At 43.4% G+C, this 19413-nt stretch carries 23 protein-coding genes; 4 read left to right on the forward strand and 19 right to left on the reverse strand.

The genetic code is table 11. The features are described from left to right. The 5 genes from HP456_RS07650 to HP456_RS07670 form a co-directional block, all read right to left on the reverse strand. A partial coding sequence (locus HP456_RS07650; protein WP_172249663.1) for a heavy metal translocating P-type ATPase occupies positions 1-2318 on the reverse strand: 2318 nt, incomplete at its 3' end. 19 nt (positions 2319-2337) lie between these two features. Next, positions 2338-2553, reverse strand: coding sequence for a heavy-metal-associated domain-containing protein (locus HP456_RS07655; RefSeq protein WP_172249665.1), 216 nt, complete (start codon positions 2551-2553; stop codon positions 2338-2340). A gap of 145 nt (positions 2554-2698) precedes the next feature. Next, positions 2699-3160, reverse strand: coding sequence for a CopY/TcrY family copper transport repressor (locus HP456_RS07660; RefSeq protein WP_172249667.1), 462 nt, complete (start codon positions 3158-3160; stop codon positions 2699-2701). Between the two features lie 240 nt (positions 3161-3400). Beyond that, positions 3401-3829 carry an MBL fold metallo-hydrolase gene (locus HP456_RS07665; RefSeq protein ID WP_172249669.1) on the reverse strand — a complete coding sequence of 143 codons (429 nt, stop codon included), beginning with the start codon at positions 3827-3829 and terminating at the stop codon, positions 3401-3403. Between the two features lie 234 nt (positions 3830-4063). Beyond that, positions 4064-4264 carry a cold-shock protein gene (locus tag HP456_RS07670; RefSeq protein WP_034762315.1) on the reverse strand — a complete coding sequence of 67 codons (201 nt, stop codon included), beginning with the start codon at positions 4262-4264 and terminating at the stop codon, positions 4064-4066. Positions 4265-4559: 295 nt separating this feature from the next. Here HP456_RS07670 and HP456_RS07675 point away from each other — a divergent pair, with 295 nt between their 5' ends. Beyond that, positions 4560-4766 carry a hypothetical protein gene (locus HP456_RS07675; protein WP_172249671.1) on the forward strand — a complete coding sequence of 69 codons (207 nt, stop codon included), beginning with the start codon at positions 4560-4562 and terminating at the stop codon, positions 4764-4766. A 158-nt stretch (positions 4767-4924) separates the two neighbouring features. Here HP456_RS07675 and HP456_RS07680 read toward each other — a convergent pair whose 3' ends face one another. The 5 genes from HP456_RS07680 to HP456_RS07700 form a co-directional block, all read right to left on the reverse strand. After that, positions 4925-5125 carry a cold-shock protein gene (locus HP456_RS07680; protein WP_034762315.1) on the reverse strand — a complete coding sequence of 67 codons (201 nt, stop codon included), beginning with the start codon at positions 5123-5125 and terminating at the stop codon, positions 4925-4927. Between the two features lie 339 nt (positions 5126-5464). Beyond that, positions 5465-6709: a DUF418 domain-containing protein gene (locus HP456_RS07685; RefSeq protein ID WP_172249673.1), complete on the reverse strand. Its 1245-nt coding sequence runs from the start codon at positions 6707-6709 to the stop codon at positions 5465-5467. A gap of 130 nt (positions 6710-6839) precedes the next feature. Next, a complete protein-coding gene (locus tag HP456_RS07690) occupies positions 6840-7043 on the reverse strand; it encodes a hypothetical protein (protein ID WP_172249675.1) in 204 nt (67 codons plus the stop codon). 291 nt (positions 7044-7334) lie between these two features. Continuing rightward, positions 7335-8099 carry a MerR family transcriptional regulator gene (locus tag HP456_RS07695; RefSeq protein ID WP_172249677.1) on the reverse strand — a complete coding sequence of 255 codons (765 nt, stop codon included), beginning with the start codon at positions 8097-8099 and terminating at the stop codon, positions 7335-7337. A 154-nt stretch (positions 8100-8253) separates the two neighbouring features. Next, on the reverse strand, positions 8254-8850 hold the full coding sequence (locus HP456_RS07700; RefSeq protein ID WP_172249679.1) for a vWA domain-containing protein: 597 nt from the start codon (positions 8848-8850) through the stop codon (positions 8254-8256). A gap of 99 nt (positions 8851-8949) precedes the next feature. On the opposite strand from HP456_RS07700, the gene HP456_RS07705 reads away from it, so the two are divergent. After that, positions 8950-9441, forward strand: a complete 492-nt coding sequence (locus HP456_RS07705) for a hypothetical protein (RefSeq protein WP_172249681.1) — start codon at positions 8950-8952, stop codon at positions 9439-9441. A 47-nt stretch (positions 9442-9488) separates the two neighbouring features. Here HP456_RS07705 and HP456_RS07710 read toward each other — a convergent pair whose 3' ends face one another. The 3 genes from HP456_RS07710 to HP456_RS07720 form a co-directional block, all read right to left on the reverse strand. After that, on the reverse strand, positions 9489-10355 hold the full coding sequence (locus HP456_RS07710; RefSeq protein ID WP_172249683.1) for an AraC family transcriptional regulator: 867 nt from the start codon (positions 10353-10355) through the stop codon (positions 9489-9491). Positions 10356-10450: 95 nt separating this feature from the next. Further along, positions 10451-11449 (reverse strand): hypothetical protein, encoded by a 999-nt coding sequence (locus HP456_RS07715; RefSeq protein WP_172249699.1) that lies wholly within the window; start codon positions 11447-11449, stop codon positions 10451-10453. Next, the gene (locus tag HP456_RS07720) at positions 11449-11784 is read right to left on the reverse strand and encodes a PadR family transcriptional regulator (RefSeq protein WP_172249685.1); all 336 of its coding nucleotides are present in this window, start codon (positions 11782-11784) and stop codon (positions 11449-11451) included. The genes HP456_RS07715 and HP456_RS07720 overlap by 1 nt, the downstream gene beginning before the upstream one ends. A gap of 296 nt (positions 11785-12080) precedes the next feature. Between HP456_RS07720 and HP456_RS07725 the strand changes: the two genes are divergently transcribed. Together HP456_RS07725 and HP456_RS07730 are read left to right on the forward strand one after the other, a co-directional pair. Further along, the gene (locus tag HP456_RS07725) at positions 12081-12698 is read left to right on the forward strand and encodes a DUF47 domain-containing protein (RefSeq protein WP_172249687.1); all 618 of its coding nucleotides are present in this window, start codon (positions 12081-12083) and stop codon (positions 12696-12698) included. A gap of 15 nt (positions 12699-12713) precedes the next feature. After that, positions 12714-13712, forward strand: coding sequence for an inorganic phosphate transporter (locus HP456_RS07730; protein WP_172249689.1), 999 nt, complete (start codon positions 12714-12716; stop codon positions 13710-13712). 56 nt (positions 13713-13768) lie between these two features. Here HP456_RS07730 and HP456_RS07735 read toward each other — a convergent pair whose 3' ends face one another. The 6 genes from HP456_RS07735 to HP456_RS07760 all read right to left on the reverse strand — a co-directional run bounded on the left by HP456_RS07735 (position 13769) and on the right by HP456_RS07760 (position 19257). Continuing rightward, positions 13769-14296, reverse strand: coding sequence for a response regulator (locus HP456_RS07735; RefSeq protein WP_172249691.1), 528 nt, complete (start codon positions 14294-14296; stop codon positions 13769-13771). A gap of 73 nt (positions 14297-14369) precedes the next feature. Next, on the reverse strand, positions 14370-15395 hold the full coding sequence (desA, locus tag HP456_RS07740; protein WP_172249693.1) for a Delta(5) desaturase DesA: 1026 nt from the start codon (positions 15393-15395) through the stop codon (positions 14370-14372). 240 nt (positions 15396-15635) lie between these two features. Next, positions 15636-16307: a serine/threonine protein kinase gene (locus HP456_RS07745; protein ID WP_172249695.1), complete on the reverse strand. Its 672-nt coding sequence runs from the start codon at positions 16305-16307 to the stop codon at positions 15636-15638. 131 nt (positions 16308-16438) lie between these two features. Then, positions 16439-17383 carry a TRM11 family SAM-dependent methyltransferase gene (locus tag HP456_RS07750; protein WP_246288858.1) on the reverse strand — a complete coding sequence of 315 codons (945 nt, stop codon included), beginning with the start codon at positions 17381-17383 and terminating at the stop codon, positions 16439-16441. Between the two features lie 134 nt (positions 17384-17517). Then, complete coding sequence (locus HP456_RS07755; protein ID WP_172249697.1) at positions 17518-18963, reverse strand: DEAD/DEAH box helicase; 1446 nt, start codon at positions 18961-18963, stop codon at positions 17518-17520. 93 nt (positions 18964-19056) lie between these two features. After that, positions 19057-19257 (reverse strand): cold-shock protein, encoded by a 201-nt coding sequence (locus HP456_RS07760; RefSeq protein ID WP_032086164.1) that lies wholly within the window; start codon positions 19255-19257, stop codon positions 19057-19059. Between the last annotated feature and the right edge of the window lie 156 nt (positions 19258-19413).

Genomic DNA, 19413 nt, shown 5'->3' on the forward strand with positions numbered 1-19413 from the left:
GGTATGCCGAGGATATTATACGCAAATGCCCAGAACAGGTTTTGTTTGATGTTCCGAATGGTCGCTTTACTTAATTCGATGGCCGTCGGGACGTCCATCAGGTCGCTTCTCATCAGGACGATGTCGGCTGATTCCATGGCAACGTCCGTTCCGGAGCCGATTGCGATCCCGATTTCTGCCTGCGCCAGGGCTGGTGCGTCATTGATACCATCGCCTACCATTGCAACTTTACGCCCTTCTCCCTGAAGCTTTTTGACTTCATTGGCTTTATCTTCCGGAAGCACTTCACTCAGTACGCGGTCGATGCCCACCTGCCCAGCGATTGCTTCAGCCGTACGCTTGTTGTCTCCCGTAATCATCGCTACTTCGATGCCCATTTTATGGAGCTTTTCAATTGCCTTGAAACTGGTTTCCTTTACCGTGTCTGCGACAGCTATGATGCCGGCGATTTCTTCTTCCACCGCAATGTACATCGGTGTTTTCCCTTCTGATGCAAGACGGTCTGAAGTATCCGCAAGATCTCCTACATTCACATCATTTGTGTCCATGAGTTTGCGATTTCCAAGCAGTAAATCCTTTCCGTCAACCGTCACTTCAAGTCCCTGCCCTGTGATGGCATCAAAAAATTCTGTTCTTAAAAAGGAAACCCCTCTTTCCTCAGCTTCCTTGACAATCGCTTCCCCAAGGGGATGCTCGGATCCTTTTTCAGCTGAAGCGGCAAGGGTCAACAGCTCTGCCTCTGAGAACCCTTCAATCGTCACGATATCAGTGACGACAGGTTTCCCTTCTGTGATCGTCCCTGTTTTATCAAACACGATTGTGTCTATCTTATGCGTCATTTCGAGTGCACCGCCGCTTTTTATCAGCACGCCATTTTCAGCACCCTTCCCAGTACCGACCATAATCGCCGTCGGGGTCGCGAGTCCAAGGGCACAAGGGCAGGCGATGACAAGGATTGAAATCGCAATCGTAAAAGCGAACAGTCCTGTTTCCCCTGCAAAATACCAGACTAGACCTGTTATGATGGCAATCCCTATGACGATCGGAACAAAATACCCCGAAATGATGTCGGCCATTTTGGCAATCGGGGCTTTGGAACCTTGCGCATCTTCGACTAGCTTGATAATTTGAGAAAGTGCCGTATCCTTTCCGACCTTGGTCGTTTCATAACGAATCGTTCCGTTTTTATTGATGCTCGCACCGATGATGGAAGATCCCGCTTTCTTTTCAACCGGAATGCTTTCTCCTGTCAGCATTGATTCATCAACAGAAGTAGTTCCTTCGACCACTACACCGTCAACCGGCATCTTTTCACCAGGCTTTACGATAATGATATCTCCGACTTCGACTAACTCAATGGGAATCTCTACTTCTTTTCCATCCCTTACGGCGGTAGCTGTTTTAGGGGCAAGCCCCATCAGCTTCTTTATCGCTTCTGATGTTTTCCCTTTTGAAAGAGCTTCGAAATATTTCCCTAATGTAATCAATGTCAGTATGACAGCTGCTGATTCGTAATAGAGATTCTGCGAGTAGCTTGCATTTCCCATAACGATGAAAATCGTGGCAATCAAGCTGTAAACAAATGCGGCACTGGTACCAAGCGCAACCAATGAATCCATATTTGGATGACGCTTAATCAATGTCTTGAAGCCCACAGTGAAAAATGGCCTCCCCATCACCATCACCGGAATTGTCAAGACGAGTTGAATGAATGCGAATCCTGACGAGTTCAACATCGGATCGATCACTTCCGGCAGCGGCATGCCGAACATATGGCCCATGGAAACGAGCAGGAGCGGAATCGTGAAGACGGCCGAAACCCAGAAACGCTTCCACATATGCTTGATGTGCCGCTCTTTCTTTTCTCTGTCTTCATCGACTGCATCCGCTGTTTCCACATCTTCTATGGCTTCATATCCTGCATCAGATATCGCTTTTTTAATGCCGGCAGCCGACAATATGGACGAATCATATTGGATGACCATTTTTTCGGTAGTCAGATTGACGCTTGATTCTTTAACGCCTTCAAGCTTCTGAGTCGCCTTTTCAACTGACTGCACACATGAAGCACATGTCATGCCGGAAACCTTGAATGTTTTCTTTTCCATTTCTGAGACGGCTTTGTATCCTGCATCGTCTACAGCATTTTTTATCTCATCCAGCGTAACTTCATTTTCATCAAATCGTATATTCAGTTTTTCAGTTGCCAGATTCACATTGGCTTCCTGAACACCAGACAGTTTTCCTGCAGCTTTTTCAACTGCCTGCGAACACGACGCACAAGTCATCCCTTCGATGCTTAACGTTTTTTCCGTCATCGTGTGAGACCACCTTTTTTTATTTGATTGGTTCAGATTCGTATCCTGCTTCAGTAACGGCTTTGCTTAAACTCTCCGGGGATTGCTTTGCTTCGTCGTACTTCACTTTTGCAGAAGCATTCTCCAGATCGACTTTTGCTTTTTCCACTCCGTCAAGTTCATTAAGTTTAGTTTCTACTTTCTTCACGCAGTTTCCGCACGTCATCCCTGTTACTTTCAATAATGTTTTTTCCATGTGTGAACACTCCTTAAATTTTGTTGTTTGGATAAATTTCCAGTGTTTTTAATACCGCTGTTGATTGGTGCCGAAGACTCAGAGTCTACATCTTTCACTCCAATCAACTGCTGGAACAAGCTGAAATCACTAGAACCTTCAACGTTTAATGCTGGCAGTTCATGCCGTGATCTTTTTTGCAGGTGCACTGGCCGGGAACGCAGTTGCATGCAATTTCGTCAACAGCGTCTTTTTTCTTGTTATTTAAAACTTCTTCAAGCAAAGCGATATCATCATGACTAAGTGCTGCCTCTCCAATAAGGTCGGCAATCGTCTTGCCGACTGCCCGGCTGCAGATATGATGGAATAGTCCTGCCTTCAGTGTTTTAAGACTCTCTTCCTCGCTGACGGCAGCCGTGTAGATGAAACGGTTTCCGGACTTTTCTGTATGAAGCATTCCTTTTTTGACCAGTCTCCCAATAAATGTCTTGGTCGTCGCCGGTTTCCATTCTTTTTTCTCTTTGAGGACTTTACTGATCTCTTTACTGGTTACCTCGTTGAGCGTCCAAACGACCCTCATCACTTCCCATTCGGAATCCGTGATTTCCGGCTTTTCTTCATTGGGCAAAAGATGTCACCTCCTTATTGTTTACAATTGTAATCACTTTATATTTATAGTTTACAATTGTAATCGATTTTAGTCAACATTTTTGGTTTATTTGTTTTTCTCCATGATTTTTTTGTAACATCAAGCAGGCGTTTGCTTCCTTCCGGCAGGATTTTATCTCTCCAGTTTCTTGGCTGGCACAATACAAATTCCCAAAAAAATAGAGGCACGTCTTTTTAGACAGCCTCTGCTTTTCCATTTTCATTTTTCAACATTTAATAGTACTTCTATAAACTCATTAATTGCTCCGTTAAGTACTCCGCCATGACCTGTACACCTTACACCTGCATCAAAGCCATGGATGATTTTCAGACCATCAAGGAAATCAGGCAATTCCGAGTCTGCCACTCCCCCTCCTTGGAGATACTCTACCCAGGCCTGTCTAAGTTCGTCCCCTTTTGAAACCAGAGCTTCCTTTGATAACGGGTCTCCAAAGAAGCAAAGAAAGTCTCCTGTAAAAATAACGTTGGATTGCCGGTAATAGAAAATCACAGATCCCGGCGAGTGATAACCGACTCGGGCAATAGTCAAATCCTTTATTGTTCCTAGATCAGCTAATTCAGGATCAAACTGATTTAGCCCCTTGCAATCCTCTTCAGGATGAATCACTTTCTTAGCTTTCCTGAACATATTTGCCCCTTCGATAAGATCCTCGTGACCATAAGTGGCTAAAACAAGTTTAACATCCTCAACTGGCTTTCCAAATTCATTCAATGCTTGCTAAAGTAAGTGTGAATGTTTTTCTTTACACGTATCGACCAAGGTCACTCCGTCTTTGAGCTTAGAGAAATCCTGGAAGAAGTATAGGTATTCAAAAAAGAAAAAAAGGACTCTCGGGATGAGAGTCCTTTTCCGGTAAAGCGATTATGCTTTAACTACGTTAGTCGCTTGAAGTCCACGTTGACCTTGCTCAGTGTCAAACGTTACTTTTTGACCTTCGTCTAAAGATTTAAAACCTTCGCCTTGGATAGCTGAGAAATGTACGAATACATCTTCTCCACCTTCGATTTCGATGAAACCGAAACCTTTTTCTGCGTTAAACCATTTTACTGTACCTTCTTGCATAATTGTTTCCTCCTGCCGTGGATTCAAGTCCACATTTTATTACTATTATTGCTCAATTAGATATCAAAGGCGAAAAGTTTAAATACTTTCATTCCTTACAGACCGAACAAAAATAATTCTTTATTAGAATAACAGGTTCGAAAAGGAAAAGCAAACATTCAAAAGTCCTATTTTTCCAGGTAATGCTAATTCATTCTTGCAATAGCTGTATATATTGAAAAATTCCGTCCTAAAATTGGCATTTAAAGGGGAACGCGTCATTTATGTCGAATATAAAATGAAAGGGGATGGCCCAATGGATAAAAATCAATTACTAATGGAATTTAATCATGTCAGCCGTGGAAACTTCTTTTCCATAGAGATTCCTTCGAATATGCATGGTGAAAGTATTGAACAAATGGCGAGGGAACTGGAGAAAGAGGGGAAGATTAAGATCAGGGAATGTGTACAGAATGAAACTGTAGTGTATGTTCAGGGAATCATCAAGTATAGTGCTACTTAATTGAAGTGTGTGCCGTCAGTTCAATATATGTATAAGCTGGCGGCACTGAAAAAGCAAAAAAGAGATGCTCATCACTAGCCTCTCCATTAGAACCGGCATAATGTTTGAAAAAGCAAAAGGACTCTCGGGATGAGAGTCCTTTCTTAATTAAAGCGAAATTATGCTTTAACTACGTTAGTCGCTTGAAGTCCACGTTGACCTTGCTCAGTATCAAACGTTACTTTTTGACCTTCGTCTAAAGATTTGAAACCTTCGCCTTGGATAGCTGAGAAATGTACGAATACATCTTCTCCACCTTCGATTTCGATGAAACCGAAACCTTTTTCTGCGTTAAACCATTTTACTGTACCTTCTTGCATAATTGTTTCCTCCTGCGTGGATTCGAGTCCACATTTTATTACTATTATTGCTCAATTAGATATCAAAGGCGAAAAGTTTAAATACTTTCATTCCTTACAGACCGAACAAAAATAATTCTTACTTAGATTAACAGGTATTGATGCAAAAAGCAAACTTTATTTTACGGAAATTCGTTTTATCGTTGATTACTGTTGGATGACAAGGAGCTCTCAACCAGAGTCAGACGAGTCTCGCAATGGCCACTTCTTCCGAATGTGTCTTCGCAAATAACAATATGTTTTAACCGACCCTTTAGAAAGGATCACCCTCAATAATAAAGTGATTCCCTTCAACACCCTTTATATAGCTTTTTCGTTATCTCGTTCTGCAGTACTTTCTGTGTTGGCCATAGGTTGAAATCTTAGATAAGTAAATGATCTCCACAACCATTCAAATGGTCCGAAACGAAATCTTTTCAGCCACCAGGTGCTGAATGCGAGTTGAAGGGAGAAGATGACAAGGCAGATGACCGTACCCAGCCAGAGACTTATATCTCCGTATAGCCCGATTCCTACAAAAAGTCCGACAGAAACGATCGTTTGCATCAAGTAATTGGTCAGCGCCATCCTGCCTGTGTATCCAAGCGGACGAAGCTTTCGCCGCCACCTTTCTTTCCTCAGCAACAGAGTGAGGGATGAAATGTAAAAGAAGCATAGTGTTAACCCGCTTAAGCTCGTGAATACCTGGACGGCAAATTCCTGCTTCACACCCAGATTCCAAGTCTTCGTCATAAACATCGCAAGGATTAAAACAAGGGGAATACTGATCACGAAAGACAGTGTGCGAATTTTCCTAATGAATGGCAGGTGCTTATCTACATCACGGAAGATGCCTGCTTTTCCTGCTGCCAAACCGAACAGGAACATCGCGAGAACCGGAAACATCGCCGGAATCAGGTTTGAGAGCATTGCCGGCACTTCGGTACCAAGACGGTAAGAAACCCACTCCACATAACCTGCATGCTCATATACATGTAAATATTCCTCCATACTGCCGTACAGCATGCTGGAAGCCGATGTGGACTCTGCGGCTTCAAGAAAGCTTGCAGGAATCAACAGCATGAGACTGAATAAAGCGTTGATGGCAAACAACAGACTGAAAGCCCAGATGACCATCGTCTTGATCTTCCTTCTATAGAAGAAAAGAAGCAACAAACCTGCGACGGCATACGTATGAAGAATATCCCCGAACCAAAGCCCGATTAAATGTGCAGCCCCGAAAAGCAGCAAGGCGAAGATCCTTCTCAAGTACAACCTGTTCATACGCAAGCCCTTTTCCTCTGCTCGGCTCATAAAGATATAAAATCCAAGGCCGAACAAGAAAGAAAAAATCGTAAAAAATTTCATATCCACAAACAATGCAAAAAACACATCGATCCAGTGATCCACTCCACTGTACTCGTTAGAAATTCCGTACATGGTCTTCATAAAATCAGGTGAATGGAATGTTGGCATATTCACCAGGAATATACCGAATAATGCAAATCCGCGGATGATATCAAGGGTAACCATCCGTTCTTTTCCCAAAACCGGTGTAGACTTCATTCGTTTTCTCCTCTACTCACTTCTGTATATATTTGGCAGTTCACTCCAATAAAATTATACACCAAAAGATTAATGAGAGTGTAGAATTTTTTCCGTGTTTTAATTACTTCTTCACCCTTCAACGACCTTGTTACCTCTCCTTGAACATACGTTCTTTCTTTATATGGCTTACCGTCACAATCAAACCGATAAATCCTGCAGTGAATGAGCCGGGCAGACTGTAAAACAGATAATTCCAATTACCGCTCATCGTCGATATCAATGTAAAAATGATAGGAAACCCGACTAAAACAAATAATGCCACAAAAAGTGCCAGTTTTGTTCCTGTCTTCATGTTTACCATCCTTTCCTTTCCTTCATATGTAGGCAGTTAATGACCATAGTATATATTTCTGTGTTATTTCATAAAACCCTCTATAGAACTTGTGGATTGTTATGAAGGAAGAGAGTACATGAGCAGAATATATACCATCCTTGTTCGTACATTTTCGTAACACAAAGCAGACAGCAACGATCATTGATTATGATCTTTACTGCCTGCTCAGTCTTTCAATATCAGCTTCACTCGTTTGTTTACATAGATACTGTCCTTGCTTTGTCCCTTCCAGGCAATGGATTAAAAGGATTACTTCTTCATCCCAGTATAAACGTAAATGGCATCTCTCAAGAATTCAGCAACACCGTCTTGCTCTTTGTCGTAATAGGCTTTGAACCGCTCATCTGCCACATACATATCACCGAGTCCAGCATGTGCTTCCTTGCTGTATTTCGGCCAGTACATCGATATCCATTGTTTATGCAGATTGGCAGCTTTCTGTGCGGCAGAACCTGATGGATCCCCTGTTTTGAACGCCTCTGCAAGTGATTGATGGATGTCTTCAGCGAGCTTATTTGCCCGTTCCAACTCTTCTTGGGACATATTTTGCAGTTTGGCATTTGATTGGTCGACGGTTTCGTCACCATACTTCTCCCGGACTTCTTTTCCATATTTACGTTCATTCTCGTCGATCATGTTTTTCTTGAAGCCTTCAAACTTCTCTTTATCGGACATGGTTGTTCTCCCTTCCTTCACGGCGATGGTTTTATCAACATTGGCAATCAGCAGGTCGAGCTGCTTTCTTTTCTCCAGTAATTGACCGCGGTGCTCAGCCAATGCGTTTGCAACGTCAAAAGCGGGATCTTCCAGAATATCCTTTATTTGTTCCAGACCGACACCCAGTTCTTTGTAGAAGAGAATTTGCTGCAGCTTTTCAACTTCCATCTCCCCGTATATCCGATATCCGGATGAATTGATTCGTGCCGGCTTAAGAATCCCAATTTCATCGTAATATCGGAGCGTCCTGGTACTTACGCCTGCTACCTTCCCTAATTTCAGTACGGTATATTCCATCGATCTCACCTCCTGACAATTTAACTGTACACCTTGACGCAGCGTGAAGGTAAAGGGGTTTTTTCGAAAAATTTTTTCAGCGTTTAGTATTTCCATTCATAACGTTGGCTATAGCAGATTTCCATGCTAAAACTGAACCACCGCAAACCCATAGTTATTTAATGAAATCCTCATTCCTCTTCTCACTCACGACGTTACAAGCAAGGTCATACATCTTCTCCACACCCTTATTGGTTGCCTCAAAAGAAAATGCCTGCTCCTTTGGAATGCCGATGGAATCCGCTTCTCCGGCAGCGTCGATATTGGCTCCCATAAAAATGAATTCCCAGCTGTATTTTGACTGCTGGTGATTAATCATTTGTTTTACTTTATCATAGGTGTACTCGCGGCTTGCATTTTCCATGCCGTCTGTGGTGATGACGAAGATGACCTTGCCTGGTTTCCTGTCTTCAGTCGTTTTGGACAGTCTCCTGCCTGCTTCGGAAATGGTTTTGCCGACGGCATCGAGCAGGGCGGTGCATCCTCTTACATAATACTCCTGATCTGTTAATCTGCCATGATGGGCATCGATCCCGTTCCATAGAATTTCGGTCTGATCATCGAACAGGACGGTCGTCAAATACGTTTCTCCTTTCATTTTACACTGTCTTTCAATGAAAGCATTGAATCCTCCGATTGTATCTTCCTCAAGACCTCCCATTGAGCCGCTTCTGTCCAAAAGAAAAATAATTTCAGTCATATTACTGTTCATGTTCAACATCCTCCCTGATTGCTTCATGCTATAATCATACTTGAAGTCATCCATAATTTGGTCGCCTGGATAGCGACATTTTAAGAGGAGGTTGACCCCTTGCTTCATAAAAAGATACTAGTAGAATTGAAGGAATACATAGACTTTCATCTTACTCGTGATGAATTTGCTTTATGCCTTGAAGCTCAGCACCCTATATATAAAGAAGACATGCTGACTGGTGAACTCGAGGATTTTATCAAAGAGAATCGCAAACCGACCTTGAACCAGATCCTATTCAGATATATCGATGAGAAAGGCGTCCATGATTCTGTCATCTATAAGAAAGCGGGACTTGACCGCAGACACTTTTCGAAGATTCGATCCAACCCCGAATACCACCCGAAGAAACAGACGGCCATCGCACTTGCCCTCGCCCTGGAACTTGGTGTGGAAGATGCGGAAGACCTGTTAAATGCAGCGGGATATTCCCTATCGGACAGTGATAAGTCTGATCTGGTTATCCGTTTTTGTCTGGAGAAGGAGATTTACGATTTGCAGATGGTTAACGAAGCACTTGATCATGTTCAATTAAAACCATTGAATGCATGAAAAAACCAGAGCAAGGAATCCCTGCTCTGGTTCTTGGTCTTGACTGATTACCGTTTTCGAACCGGAATCCATATTTCACTTTTAAAATCCGGAGATGTCACGTCCTTATGCTCGTTCCATAGTATTTCCGGGCCCTCAATCTGTTCATAATTCGATGAAGGAAACCATTCGGAATAAATCCGTCCCCACACATCCTGCAGCGTTTCAGGAAATGGCCCCTCTGCTTCGAATACAGCCCATGCCGATGCTGATACTTCCAGTGTTGTGAAGTGTTCCGGGCATTTTTTTGTTGTTGCAGCACCGATATAATGGTCTAATTCCCCTTTCTCTTCCATTCTTCCTTCTGAGAAATTGGCAGAAGCACTGATCAATCCCGATGGCTGAATGTTGGAAAGCTGTTTCATTTCATTGATCATGTTTTGGCTTTGCCACATTGAGGCGATTTCAGGGTTGACCCCATTGAAAATAATCGGAACTCTTTTCATCATTCCGGCAATCCGGAAACTTTCTTTTTCTTCGATTCGATAATTCATTTCTGTCCCTCCATCTATGGTTAATTGGAAGGTCATTCTTGGAAAGGCTTTGAGAGCATTGCCATTTTCCCTTGCTTCTGTCGGGGTGCACTTGTGGAAATCTTTGAATGCCCTCGTAAACGAGTCAGGTGAACGGTATCCGTACTTCAAAGCGACATCGATCACTTTCACATCCTGATTCCTCAGTTCCAATGCTGCCAGCGTCAAACGCCTGCGCCGGATATAGTCCGAAAGGCTAATGCCGGACAGGTATGAAAACATTCGTTGAAAATGATACTCCGAACAAGCTGCCCGCATAGCGACTATCTTCAAATCGATTTCCTGCGACAATTGTGCTTCAATATAGGTTAATGCTTCATTCATTTTCTGGAGTGAATCCAATGGAATGACCTCCTCTATATCGATAGAATAGCAGGATATTCACGAGCCCATCCGACAAGTTCATACCGGGTATTGCAGGCTTCTACTGTGCAAAATTATTGTGCTCGGCTCTTTCTGAATCCTTCAAAGCTGTTCAAGCCTGCAAAGAACAGGAAGATGGCGCTTGATCCCCAGACGATCCGGGCTGCAAATTGGTCGGGACTCACGCTGAATAAATCAGCAGTATACGAAACGAATTCTGATTGAAATACATTTGGATTCGTCACGATGACAATAAAAACCACTGTTGCAATGATTTCATAGATCGTATTGAAAATGGCAAGTTTCCTCGTCCATTGCTTCTTCAATAATTTGTAAAGAGCCAATGCAATTTCAAGTCCGATAACGATGATTACTGCCGGCCAGTATGCATTTAACACTTCCTGATTCATTGAAGGGGTGACAAACACCAACCCGTCCCCGTTGTTTTCATATATGCCCAGAAGCTTATTGGCGTAGAAATAAACAGTTGCCCAAATGGCGGTCCATAAGAGACTTCCGAATACCTCGTATTTAGAAATGGCCCTCTTTTTAGGGATATACGTAATCTTTTTCAAATCATCAGGCGTCCATTTTTTCATTTCAGTTGTGAGCGGCGCGGGGTCCTTCCCTTTGTCCGCCCGCTCAATGATCGCAATGGTCAATGTGAGCCAGAAAAACACATGCATCCCTACTTCGAGGATTCTCCATATTCCCTCTCCCATAATCGTAAGAACGATATCCATGACGGCTCTTCCTTCTGTCGGTGTGAAAATATATTCAGCGACAAGGGAGATTAGTGAAATGGTGGCTGCGATTGGCAGGATCATTTTAATCAGCGAAATGTATACATCATAATATCGCGGTCCGATCAAATGCATCGGTCTCTCGCTGTAATTACTTGCAAGGACGGCCGGGTTCCCCATTTCCGCAAGCACTCCTTTCACCTCTTCCTCTGTATATTCCTCCGGAAGCATATCCCCGATCGCCGATCTCAGTTCAAGGGCGATATCCTCACGATTCTTCTCAGGCAGCCTGCGAGTCACTTCCCCTATATACACTTCAATCAGATTCATCATTTTTCCTCTCCTTCTAATAATAGATGCAGTTCTTTCGAATTCTTGATCCATTCTTCCTTCAATTGCTGAAACACTTCGATTCCATAATCACTGAGCACGTAATATTTCCGCGGCCTCGTCTCCGATGTATCCCAGCTGCTCGTCACGAGCTCCTGTTTTTCAAGTCTGCGAAGGAGCGGATACAGTGTACTTTGCTCAATCGTGATTCCGGATTTCTCCAGGCGATGAACAAGTGAATACCCGTACTGGGGAGTACGCAATTGGCTTAATACGGCTAATGTAAGGTTTCCTCTTCTTAATTCTGTCAATAGTGATTGCAGTAAATTACTCATTTATTCACCTCGTCTCATACAACACTGTGTGTCATACACTATATACATACTATATGTCATACACTATTGTTTGTGCAACAATAATTTATTTTATTGTATTGCATCCATCATTTTCACCACATTAAAAAAGAGAATTTAATGAAGAGGTATCCCTTCAAGACAATGTAAAAAATTCAATTATTTTGTTGATTTTCATGTAAAATTTTTTTCAGTTGATGCTACCTCTTTTCGACAAATTAAGCTATTATTATATAGCCTAGCAATTAAATTGAAATTTTTTCGGAGGTTATGAATAAATGGTTTTCAAGAAAAAAGATAAGTTTGCCCTTCTTCTGAGCAATATTGCTGTTAATTTAAAGGAAGGCGCTCATTATTTCGATGACTATAAAATCACGAACATCAGCGACTTAAAGACGTTTTCCGGCCATATGAAGGAACTTGAAACAAAGGGTGACAGTTATGTTCACGAGGTAATCAAGGATTTAAATAAAGTCTTTATCACGCCGATTGAACGTGAGGACATTTTGGCATTGGCAATGAGTATGGATGATGTGCTGGATGGGCTGGAGCATACTTCTGCTATGTTCGAAATGTACAGTATCACACAAGCAGACGAATATATGCTGAAATTCGTGGAAGCGATCCGCCAAAGCAGTGAAGAAATTGAAGCGGCAGTTGAGCTGCTGTCAACGAAAAAATGGACACAGATTCGCGAACACGCCATCAAAATTAAAGATTTGGAATCAAAATGCGATGGAATCCTGAGGCAATCGATCAAACATTTGTTCAACACTGAAAAAGACCCGATCCGCATCATTCAATATAAAGAGATCTACGAAGAGCTTGAGCAGGTAGCAGACTATTGCCAGCATGTAGCCAATACATTCGAAGCAATCATCATGAAGAATGCGTAAGGAGCTTACATTCGTATGGATACTATACTGATTTTAACCATTCTAATCGTGACCGCTGCGCTGGCATTCGATTTCATCAATGGATTCCATGACACGGCCAATGCCATTGCCACGTCTGTGTCAACCAAGGCACTTAAACCAAGACATGCGATCATCCTTGCTGCCGGCATGAATTTCGTGGGAGCTATGACGTTTACAGGGGTGGCAAAAACAATCACAAAAGACATTGTCGATCCGTTCACCCTCGAAAACGGGACTACCGTAATCCTTGCAGCGCTGCTTGCTGCGATCGTATGGAATCTCATTACCTGGTACTATGGAATCCCCAGCAGTTCTTCCCACGCACTGATCGGTTCCATCGCAGGCGCGGCCATTGCTGCAGCAGGGATTTCGGCACTGAATTACGGTGGATTCATCAAGATTATTCAGGCACTGATCTTTTCACCGATCCTTGCGTTCGTTATCGGTTTCATTGTCTATAGCATTTTCAAAGTGGTATTCAAAAACAGCAACCTGGCGAAAACGAATCGGAACTTCCGATACATCCAGATTGCGACAGCTGCTCTTCAATCGTTTACTCACGGTACGAATGATGCTCAGAAAGCGATGGGGATCATCACGATGGCGTTGATCGTAAACAATTACCAAACATCCGATGATATCCAGACATGGGTTCAATTCTCCTGCGCACTTGCCATGGGGCTTGGAACATCCATCGGAGGCTGGAAGATTATCAAGACAGTTGGCGGAAAAATCATGAAAATCCGCCCGGTTAACGGAGTGGCTGCCGATTTAACGGGAGCTGCGGTCATCTTTGGTGCCACGGCCATTCATTTACCTGTGAGTACGACACATGTCATTTCCTCTTCCATACTAGGTGTAGGTTCCGCTCACAGATTAAAAGGAGTGAAATGGGGAACGGCTCAAAGAATGCTGATAACGTGGGTCATCACCCTGCCGATATCGGCATCCCTGGCTGCAATCTTTTACTATATCTTGAATCTATTCTTTTAACAGCAAAAAGGTCTGTCCCCGGCGATTTTACTCGCCGGGGACAGACCTTTATTATGTTACTTTATCCCGCAGGTAATTTCATTCGATTGATCAGGGTAGAAAAGTAACTCTTCACCTGAGGATCCGTTTCTATTGGAGGGGCGTCTTTGACAAGCGGATATCGCCTCATCCTCATTCAGCGGATCATTGGCCTCTTCATCGATGAGCTCAGAAGCGTAAATCCGGGAACCTCCCAGGATCTTTCTTATGGAAGAAATCAACTCCTCACTGGGGCTGTCCTTGAGTAAAAACCCTCTGACATCCGCATTCAATACCCGCTCGAAATACCCTTGGCCAGGGAACGTTGTAAGAATGATGACTTTACAGCCGGAAGATTTTAATGCAAGTGCTGCTTCCAGTCCATTTTTATGAGGCATCTCCAGATCCATAATACAAATATCCGGCCGAAGCCGCTTAACAGACTCGACTGCTTCTTCTCCGTCACTCACCAGACCGACCACTTCCATATCCTCTTCTAAATCAAGAAGGGATCCAATCGTCCCAAGCATCAACGCTTGATCTTCTGCAATCACGATTCGAATCATAGTATGTCTCTCCTTATCCGGCCTTACTAAATAACGACTCCCCTTTTCACAAGAGGAGTCATTGGATGGACGTTTACAGTTCAGGTTTTGCCTCAGTTGAAATGCTCGTTTTCGGTAATGATTTAACGTCTTTAAAGCTCACAAAGTTCTTTCTTTCTTCATCCCATAAGCGGAAACGAAGCGATGTTAAGCTTGTCGCCAAGGTAATCGTCGGTACATGCTGTAAGTCAGGAATGCTGTTGTGTGTCTCTTCAAGCCTGTAGTTCGGTACTCTTGGACTTAAATGGTGAATATGGTGATAGCCGATGTTTCCAGTCAGAAATTGAAGAACTTTCGGCAGCTTATAGAAAGAACTTCCTTCTACCGCAGCTAACACATACTGCCACTCTTTATCTTCTTCAAAGTAAGAATCCTCAAATGTGTGTTGTACATAAAACAACCAAATGCCGGCTGCACCAGAAATCATGAAAATCGATCCTTGTACGATCAGGAACTGCTGCCATCCTACTGTCACACAAAGAAGAGCAATAACAGCCACGATGATGGCATTCACTAAATACGTGTTCATTCTTTCTTTTTTTCTTGCACCTTTGCGGTTAAACCTGTTTTTGATCAGGAAGACCCAAACCGGGCCCAAAACAAACATGACGATTGGATTGCGGTAGAAACGATAAGCCAAGCGCAATTTGAGCGGCGCTGCTCTGTATTCATCCACCGTAAGTGTCCAGATGTCTCCAGTACCCCGTTTATCCAGGTTACCGCTTGTCGCGTGGTGAACAGTATGCTCATGTCCCCATTGGTCGAATGGGAAAACCGTGATGACACCAAGCGCCGTGCCGACAATCCGGTTCGTGCGGCGGCTTTTGAAGAAATTGTAGTGCGTGCAATCATGGAAGATAATGAAGATTCTTGTCAGGAATCCAGCCGCAATTACCATCGGAACCAATGCGAGCCAATAGGAAACGGAAATGCTTTGATAAGCAAGAATCCACAGAATTATAAACGGGATCACCGTATTTATCAGCTGTACTATACTTTCTTTTGTTGTCCCCTTCTCAAAGGGTGCTACTTGTTTTTTCAGAGTTTTAAGGTTTGTCATTAATTTAAATCCCCTTTTCTTTGGGTTGTAAGATAACTATATAGGAAGGAGAAGAACTTGTTTAGTAGTAGGTGTCATAGCCTGAGTATGACAAATGTCATGTTCGCGGGGATATATTTTCAAAAAAAGAGCCTGAATCCCGGTTTAATCATGTTTTAGCGTACCCGGAATCAGGCTGAAAAATAATTATTTTTATAAAAAAACAGAGTTATTTCTGCTTATTTCCATTAATCAGCTGCTTCAATCTTTCTTGAATAAAGTGAACTTCAGCACGATTTTCATGAATTCTTCGTATGAAGAATTCCACTGGTTGTACCATTTACGGACGGTTTCAACCAGCCAGAACGGGACGGCTTTGCCATCAATCAAGTGGTAATATTCTTCGTACCCTTTCTTTAGATGTTCCCAGCGAAAATCATTGCCGGGCAGCACATATTCAGAGACGTCGATGATCTTGGCCCGGCCGTCCTGCATCAGGATATTTTTCAAGTGGATATCACGCGGATTCAACCCTTGTTCGCGCACATAATCCCTTGCGTCTTCTACGTCTTTCACCACTTGCTGCGGGATATGGACGCCCTGGAGGATACAATCGAAGAGCGTAATCCCTTCTTCATAGCTCAAAATGAGAAAGGTATCGTAAGCCGCATAACAGGTAGAGAAGAAAGGGGAGTCGCCAATAATACTGTAGACTTTTTCTTCTATCTTTATTTTTGATGCTTTGTCTTCTGCATACAATTTAAAGGCATATCCGGGGACATCAAGGTGCTGAAATACAGCCGCATCCGTCCCTACGCCGACACACCTCAGCCTTTCATGGCCGCCGGTGATGGTCACGGGCTGGTTATCAGGATTTGAAGATACTGTGACATTGGTTAGAGAATGAATTGCAACTTCCCATTTCTGATTCATGCCATTCTCCCTTCGTTAAAAAATGCTGAATTGGTTACTATCTTATTCGCATAAATATAGCATTTAGCACCCTGACTGTTCAACTGATTCCCTTTTTGAAATTTATATCAATCCGGCCATAATCAGAGGCATCATTCACACACAATTACTTGCCTGACAAAATTCCCTTTCGTGACCTCGCATCGGTCTGTTATGTCAAAACCAGCTTCAAGGATGACCGGGTCGACATTCTCAACCGTTACGATGACGACTTTCGCAGCGAAAGCCCTTGCACTTTGAAGCATTTGAAGCTGATCCTCTTCAGTGATGACGGAGCAGAGATTATAGGGAAGGTCAATGATGGCCGCGTCGTAGTTGCCTGTCACATCCCGTATATCCTTTAATGTCACTTCCCCAGAAAGGCCAAAGTGAGCGATATTCTCCTTTACTCCTGAAAGGATCAATGGGTTGCGGTCGCTCCCAACGATGTCCATACCCATCGATAATGCCTCGACAAGTACCGTACCGATGCCGCAGCAAGGATCGATGAGCTTTTTGCCTTCTGGGTCCGGTGCGGCAATATTGACCACGGCTCTTGCGACACGTGTACCAAGGGCAGTCGAATAACTGTGCGGTTTCCATTGATGTTTCAACCATACCGCTTCGTTCTTCTCATATCCCCCGAAAATCCATCGCTCACCAGTGTTGATGATTCCAAGCAGGATGTCCGGGTTGACGAGTTCAGCTTCCCCCTTTAAATGAAGGCCAACTTCTTTCTCGATTTTACGAAGCTTTTTAAAGCCCACTTTTTCGTGATCGGGGTTTTGCATGAATATAATTTTAAAGCCATCAAAGGACTCTACGTTTTTTACTTCTTCTATTAATTCTTCCAAACTGACACCTTCACAGATCACGCTGATTCTTTCCCTGATGAACGGGCTTCTGCTTGGATCGATTTCAAGGGCACTCTCTATGATACCGGATTTGGAGTCCACGCCGAATAATGCCCGCCTTTCCATAGCACACAAGGCCTCTTCGTTCGGCTCCCATGAAAATGTATAGACATATGCACCAGGTGCCATCGTTAAAGTTTTCATCTTTTCATCTCCGTCTGTTGGTGATTTCCACATCTTCGACATTTGTCCATTGTACCATGAGATGCAGGGACTTCAATCTTTTCAAGGCCAGACCCGCGGCAATACTACAGCGTGCTCTCTAGTGCAGCCCGTGCTTAGTTTCTTGCCTCGTGGACTTTTAGTTTCTTTCCTTTGACTGTGGTCGTTTTCATAGCTTGGAGGACAAGCGGACCTTTTCCGTTGAGGATATCGACATAGGTAAGGTTTTCCTGTATGGTGATGATGCCGATGTCGTCTGCCGTTACGCCGTCGATTTTGGCAATGGTACCGACAAAGTCGACTGCCCTGAGCTTCTTTTTCTTCCCGCCATTGAAATATAGTTTCATGATTTTTTTGTTTAATTGTTCACTTTTATCTGTTTTGACATCAGGGAGTTTACTCAGTTTTTCTTCAAAGGCATCCGATGCCGCCTTGACCTCATCTTTTGCAGGTGCTGGAACGTTCGGAATCTCAAAACCAATATACGCTTCGATTTCCTCCAGGAATTTATCCTCAAAAGGCGTGATGAAGGTGATGGCCCTTCCTGTTTGACCTGCCCTTCCGGTTCTGCCAGTCCGGTGAACATAGCTTTCTTTTTCAAGGGGAAGATCATAATTGATGACGTGGGAAATCTTTTCGATGTCGATTCCTCTTGCCGCTACATCCGTTGCGACCAGGTAACGGAATTCTCCTCGTTTAAAATCATCCATCACCTCAAAACGAGCTTCCTGATTCATGCCGCCATGAATCTTATCGACAGGAAATCCTCTATCAAACAACCCGTCACATACCTTATCCACATTCTCTTTCGTCCGGCAAAAAACGATGCAGCTATCCGGATTTTCTACTGTCATCACATCCGTCAGCAGGGAAAACTTATTTTCTTCCTTTACTTGGATGACGGAATGTTCAATTTTATCAGTCGTAATGCCTTTCGCTTTCACCTCGATGTTCACTGGGGCTTTCATATATTTATAGCAGAGAGATTCAACATCCTCCGGCAGCGTGGCAGAGAAGGTGAGTGTCATTCTGTCGGCCGGGAGCTCTTGAATGATCGCTTCCACCTGTTCGATAAAGCCCATGTTGAGCATCTCGTCCGCTTCATCGATGACAAGACAGTTCAGCTTATCCAGTGGAAGTGTCCCTTTTTCGATATGATCAAGCACCCTTCCCGGCGTCCCTACGACCACATGCGTCTTCTGTTTCAGTTCAAGCTTCTGACGGTGAAATGGAGACTTCCCGTATACAGCTGCGGCTTTTATCCGTTTAAATCTTCCAATATTCGTGATGTCTTCTTTCACCTGGACCGCAAGTTCGCGGGTTGGAGTGAGGACCAGTGCCTGCGGCTTGTTCTCTTCCCATTCTGCCATTTCGCAAAGCGGAATCCCAAATGATGCCGTCTTACCGCTTCCTGTTTGAGATTTCACTACAAGATCTTTCTTTTCCAACGCTACAGGCAGTACCTTGGACTGCACTTCCGTTGGATCTTCATACCCTAATTCCGCCAGGGCTCTGGTAATTTCAGCACTAAGGCCGTAATCCGTAAATCGCTTCGTATTCATATAACACCCTCATTATTTTGTCATATTTATATTTTCCCACAAAATACACCGAAAAAAAAAGGACTCTGCAAGAGAGCCCCTCATTTAAAGCTATTATGCTTTGTTTACGTTTGCGGCCTGAAGTCCACGTTGACCTTGTTCAGTGTCAAATGTCACTTTCTGACCTTCGTCCAAAGATTTAAATCCTTCGCCTTGGATAGCTGAGAAATGTACGAATACATCTTCTCCACCTTCGATTTCGATGAAGCCGAAACCTTTTTCTGCGTTAAACCATTTTACTGTACCTTGTTGCATAGTTGTTTCCTCCTGCGTGGATCAAGTCCACATGTTATTACTATTGTTGCTCAAGTTAGATATCAAAGGCGAAAAGTTTAAATACTTTCATTCCTTACAGACCGAACAAAAATAATTCTACCTAACCATAACAGGGATTGAAGCCAATAGCAAATC

The sequence above is a fragment of the Bacillus haikouensis genome (assembly GCF_013179555.1).
GTDB classification, from domain to species: Bacteria; Bacillota; Bacilli; order Bacillales; family Bacillaceae_B; genus Rossellomorea; species Rossellomorea haikouensis_A.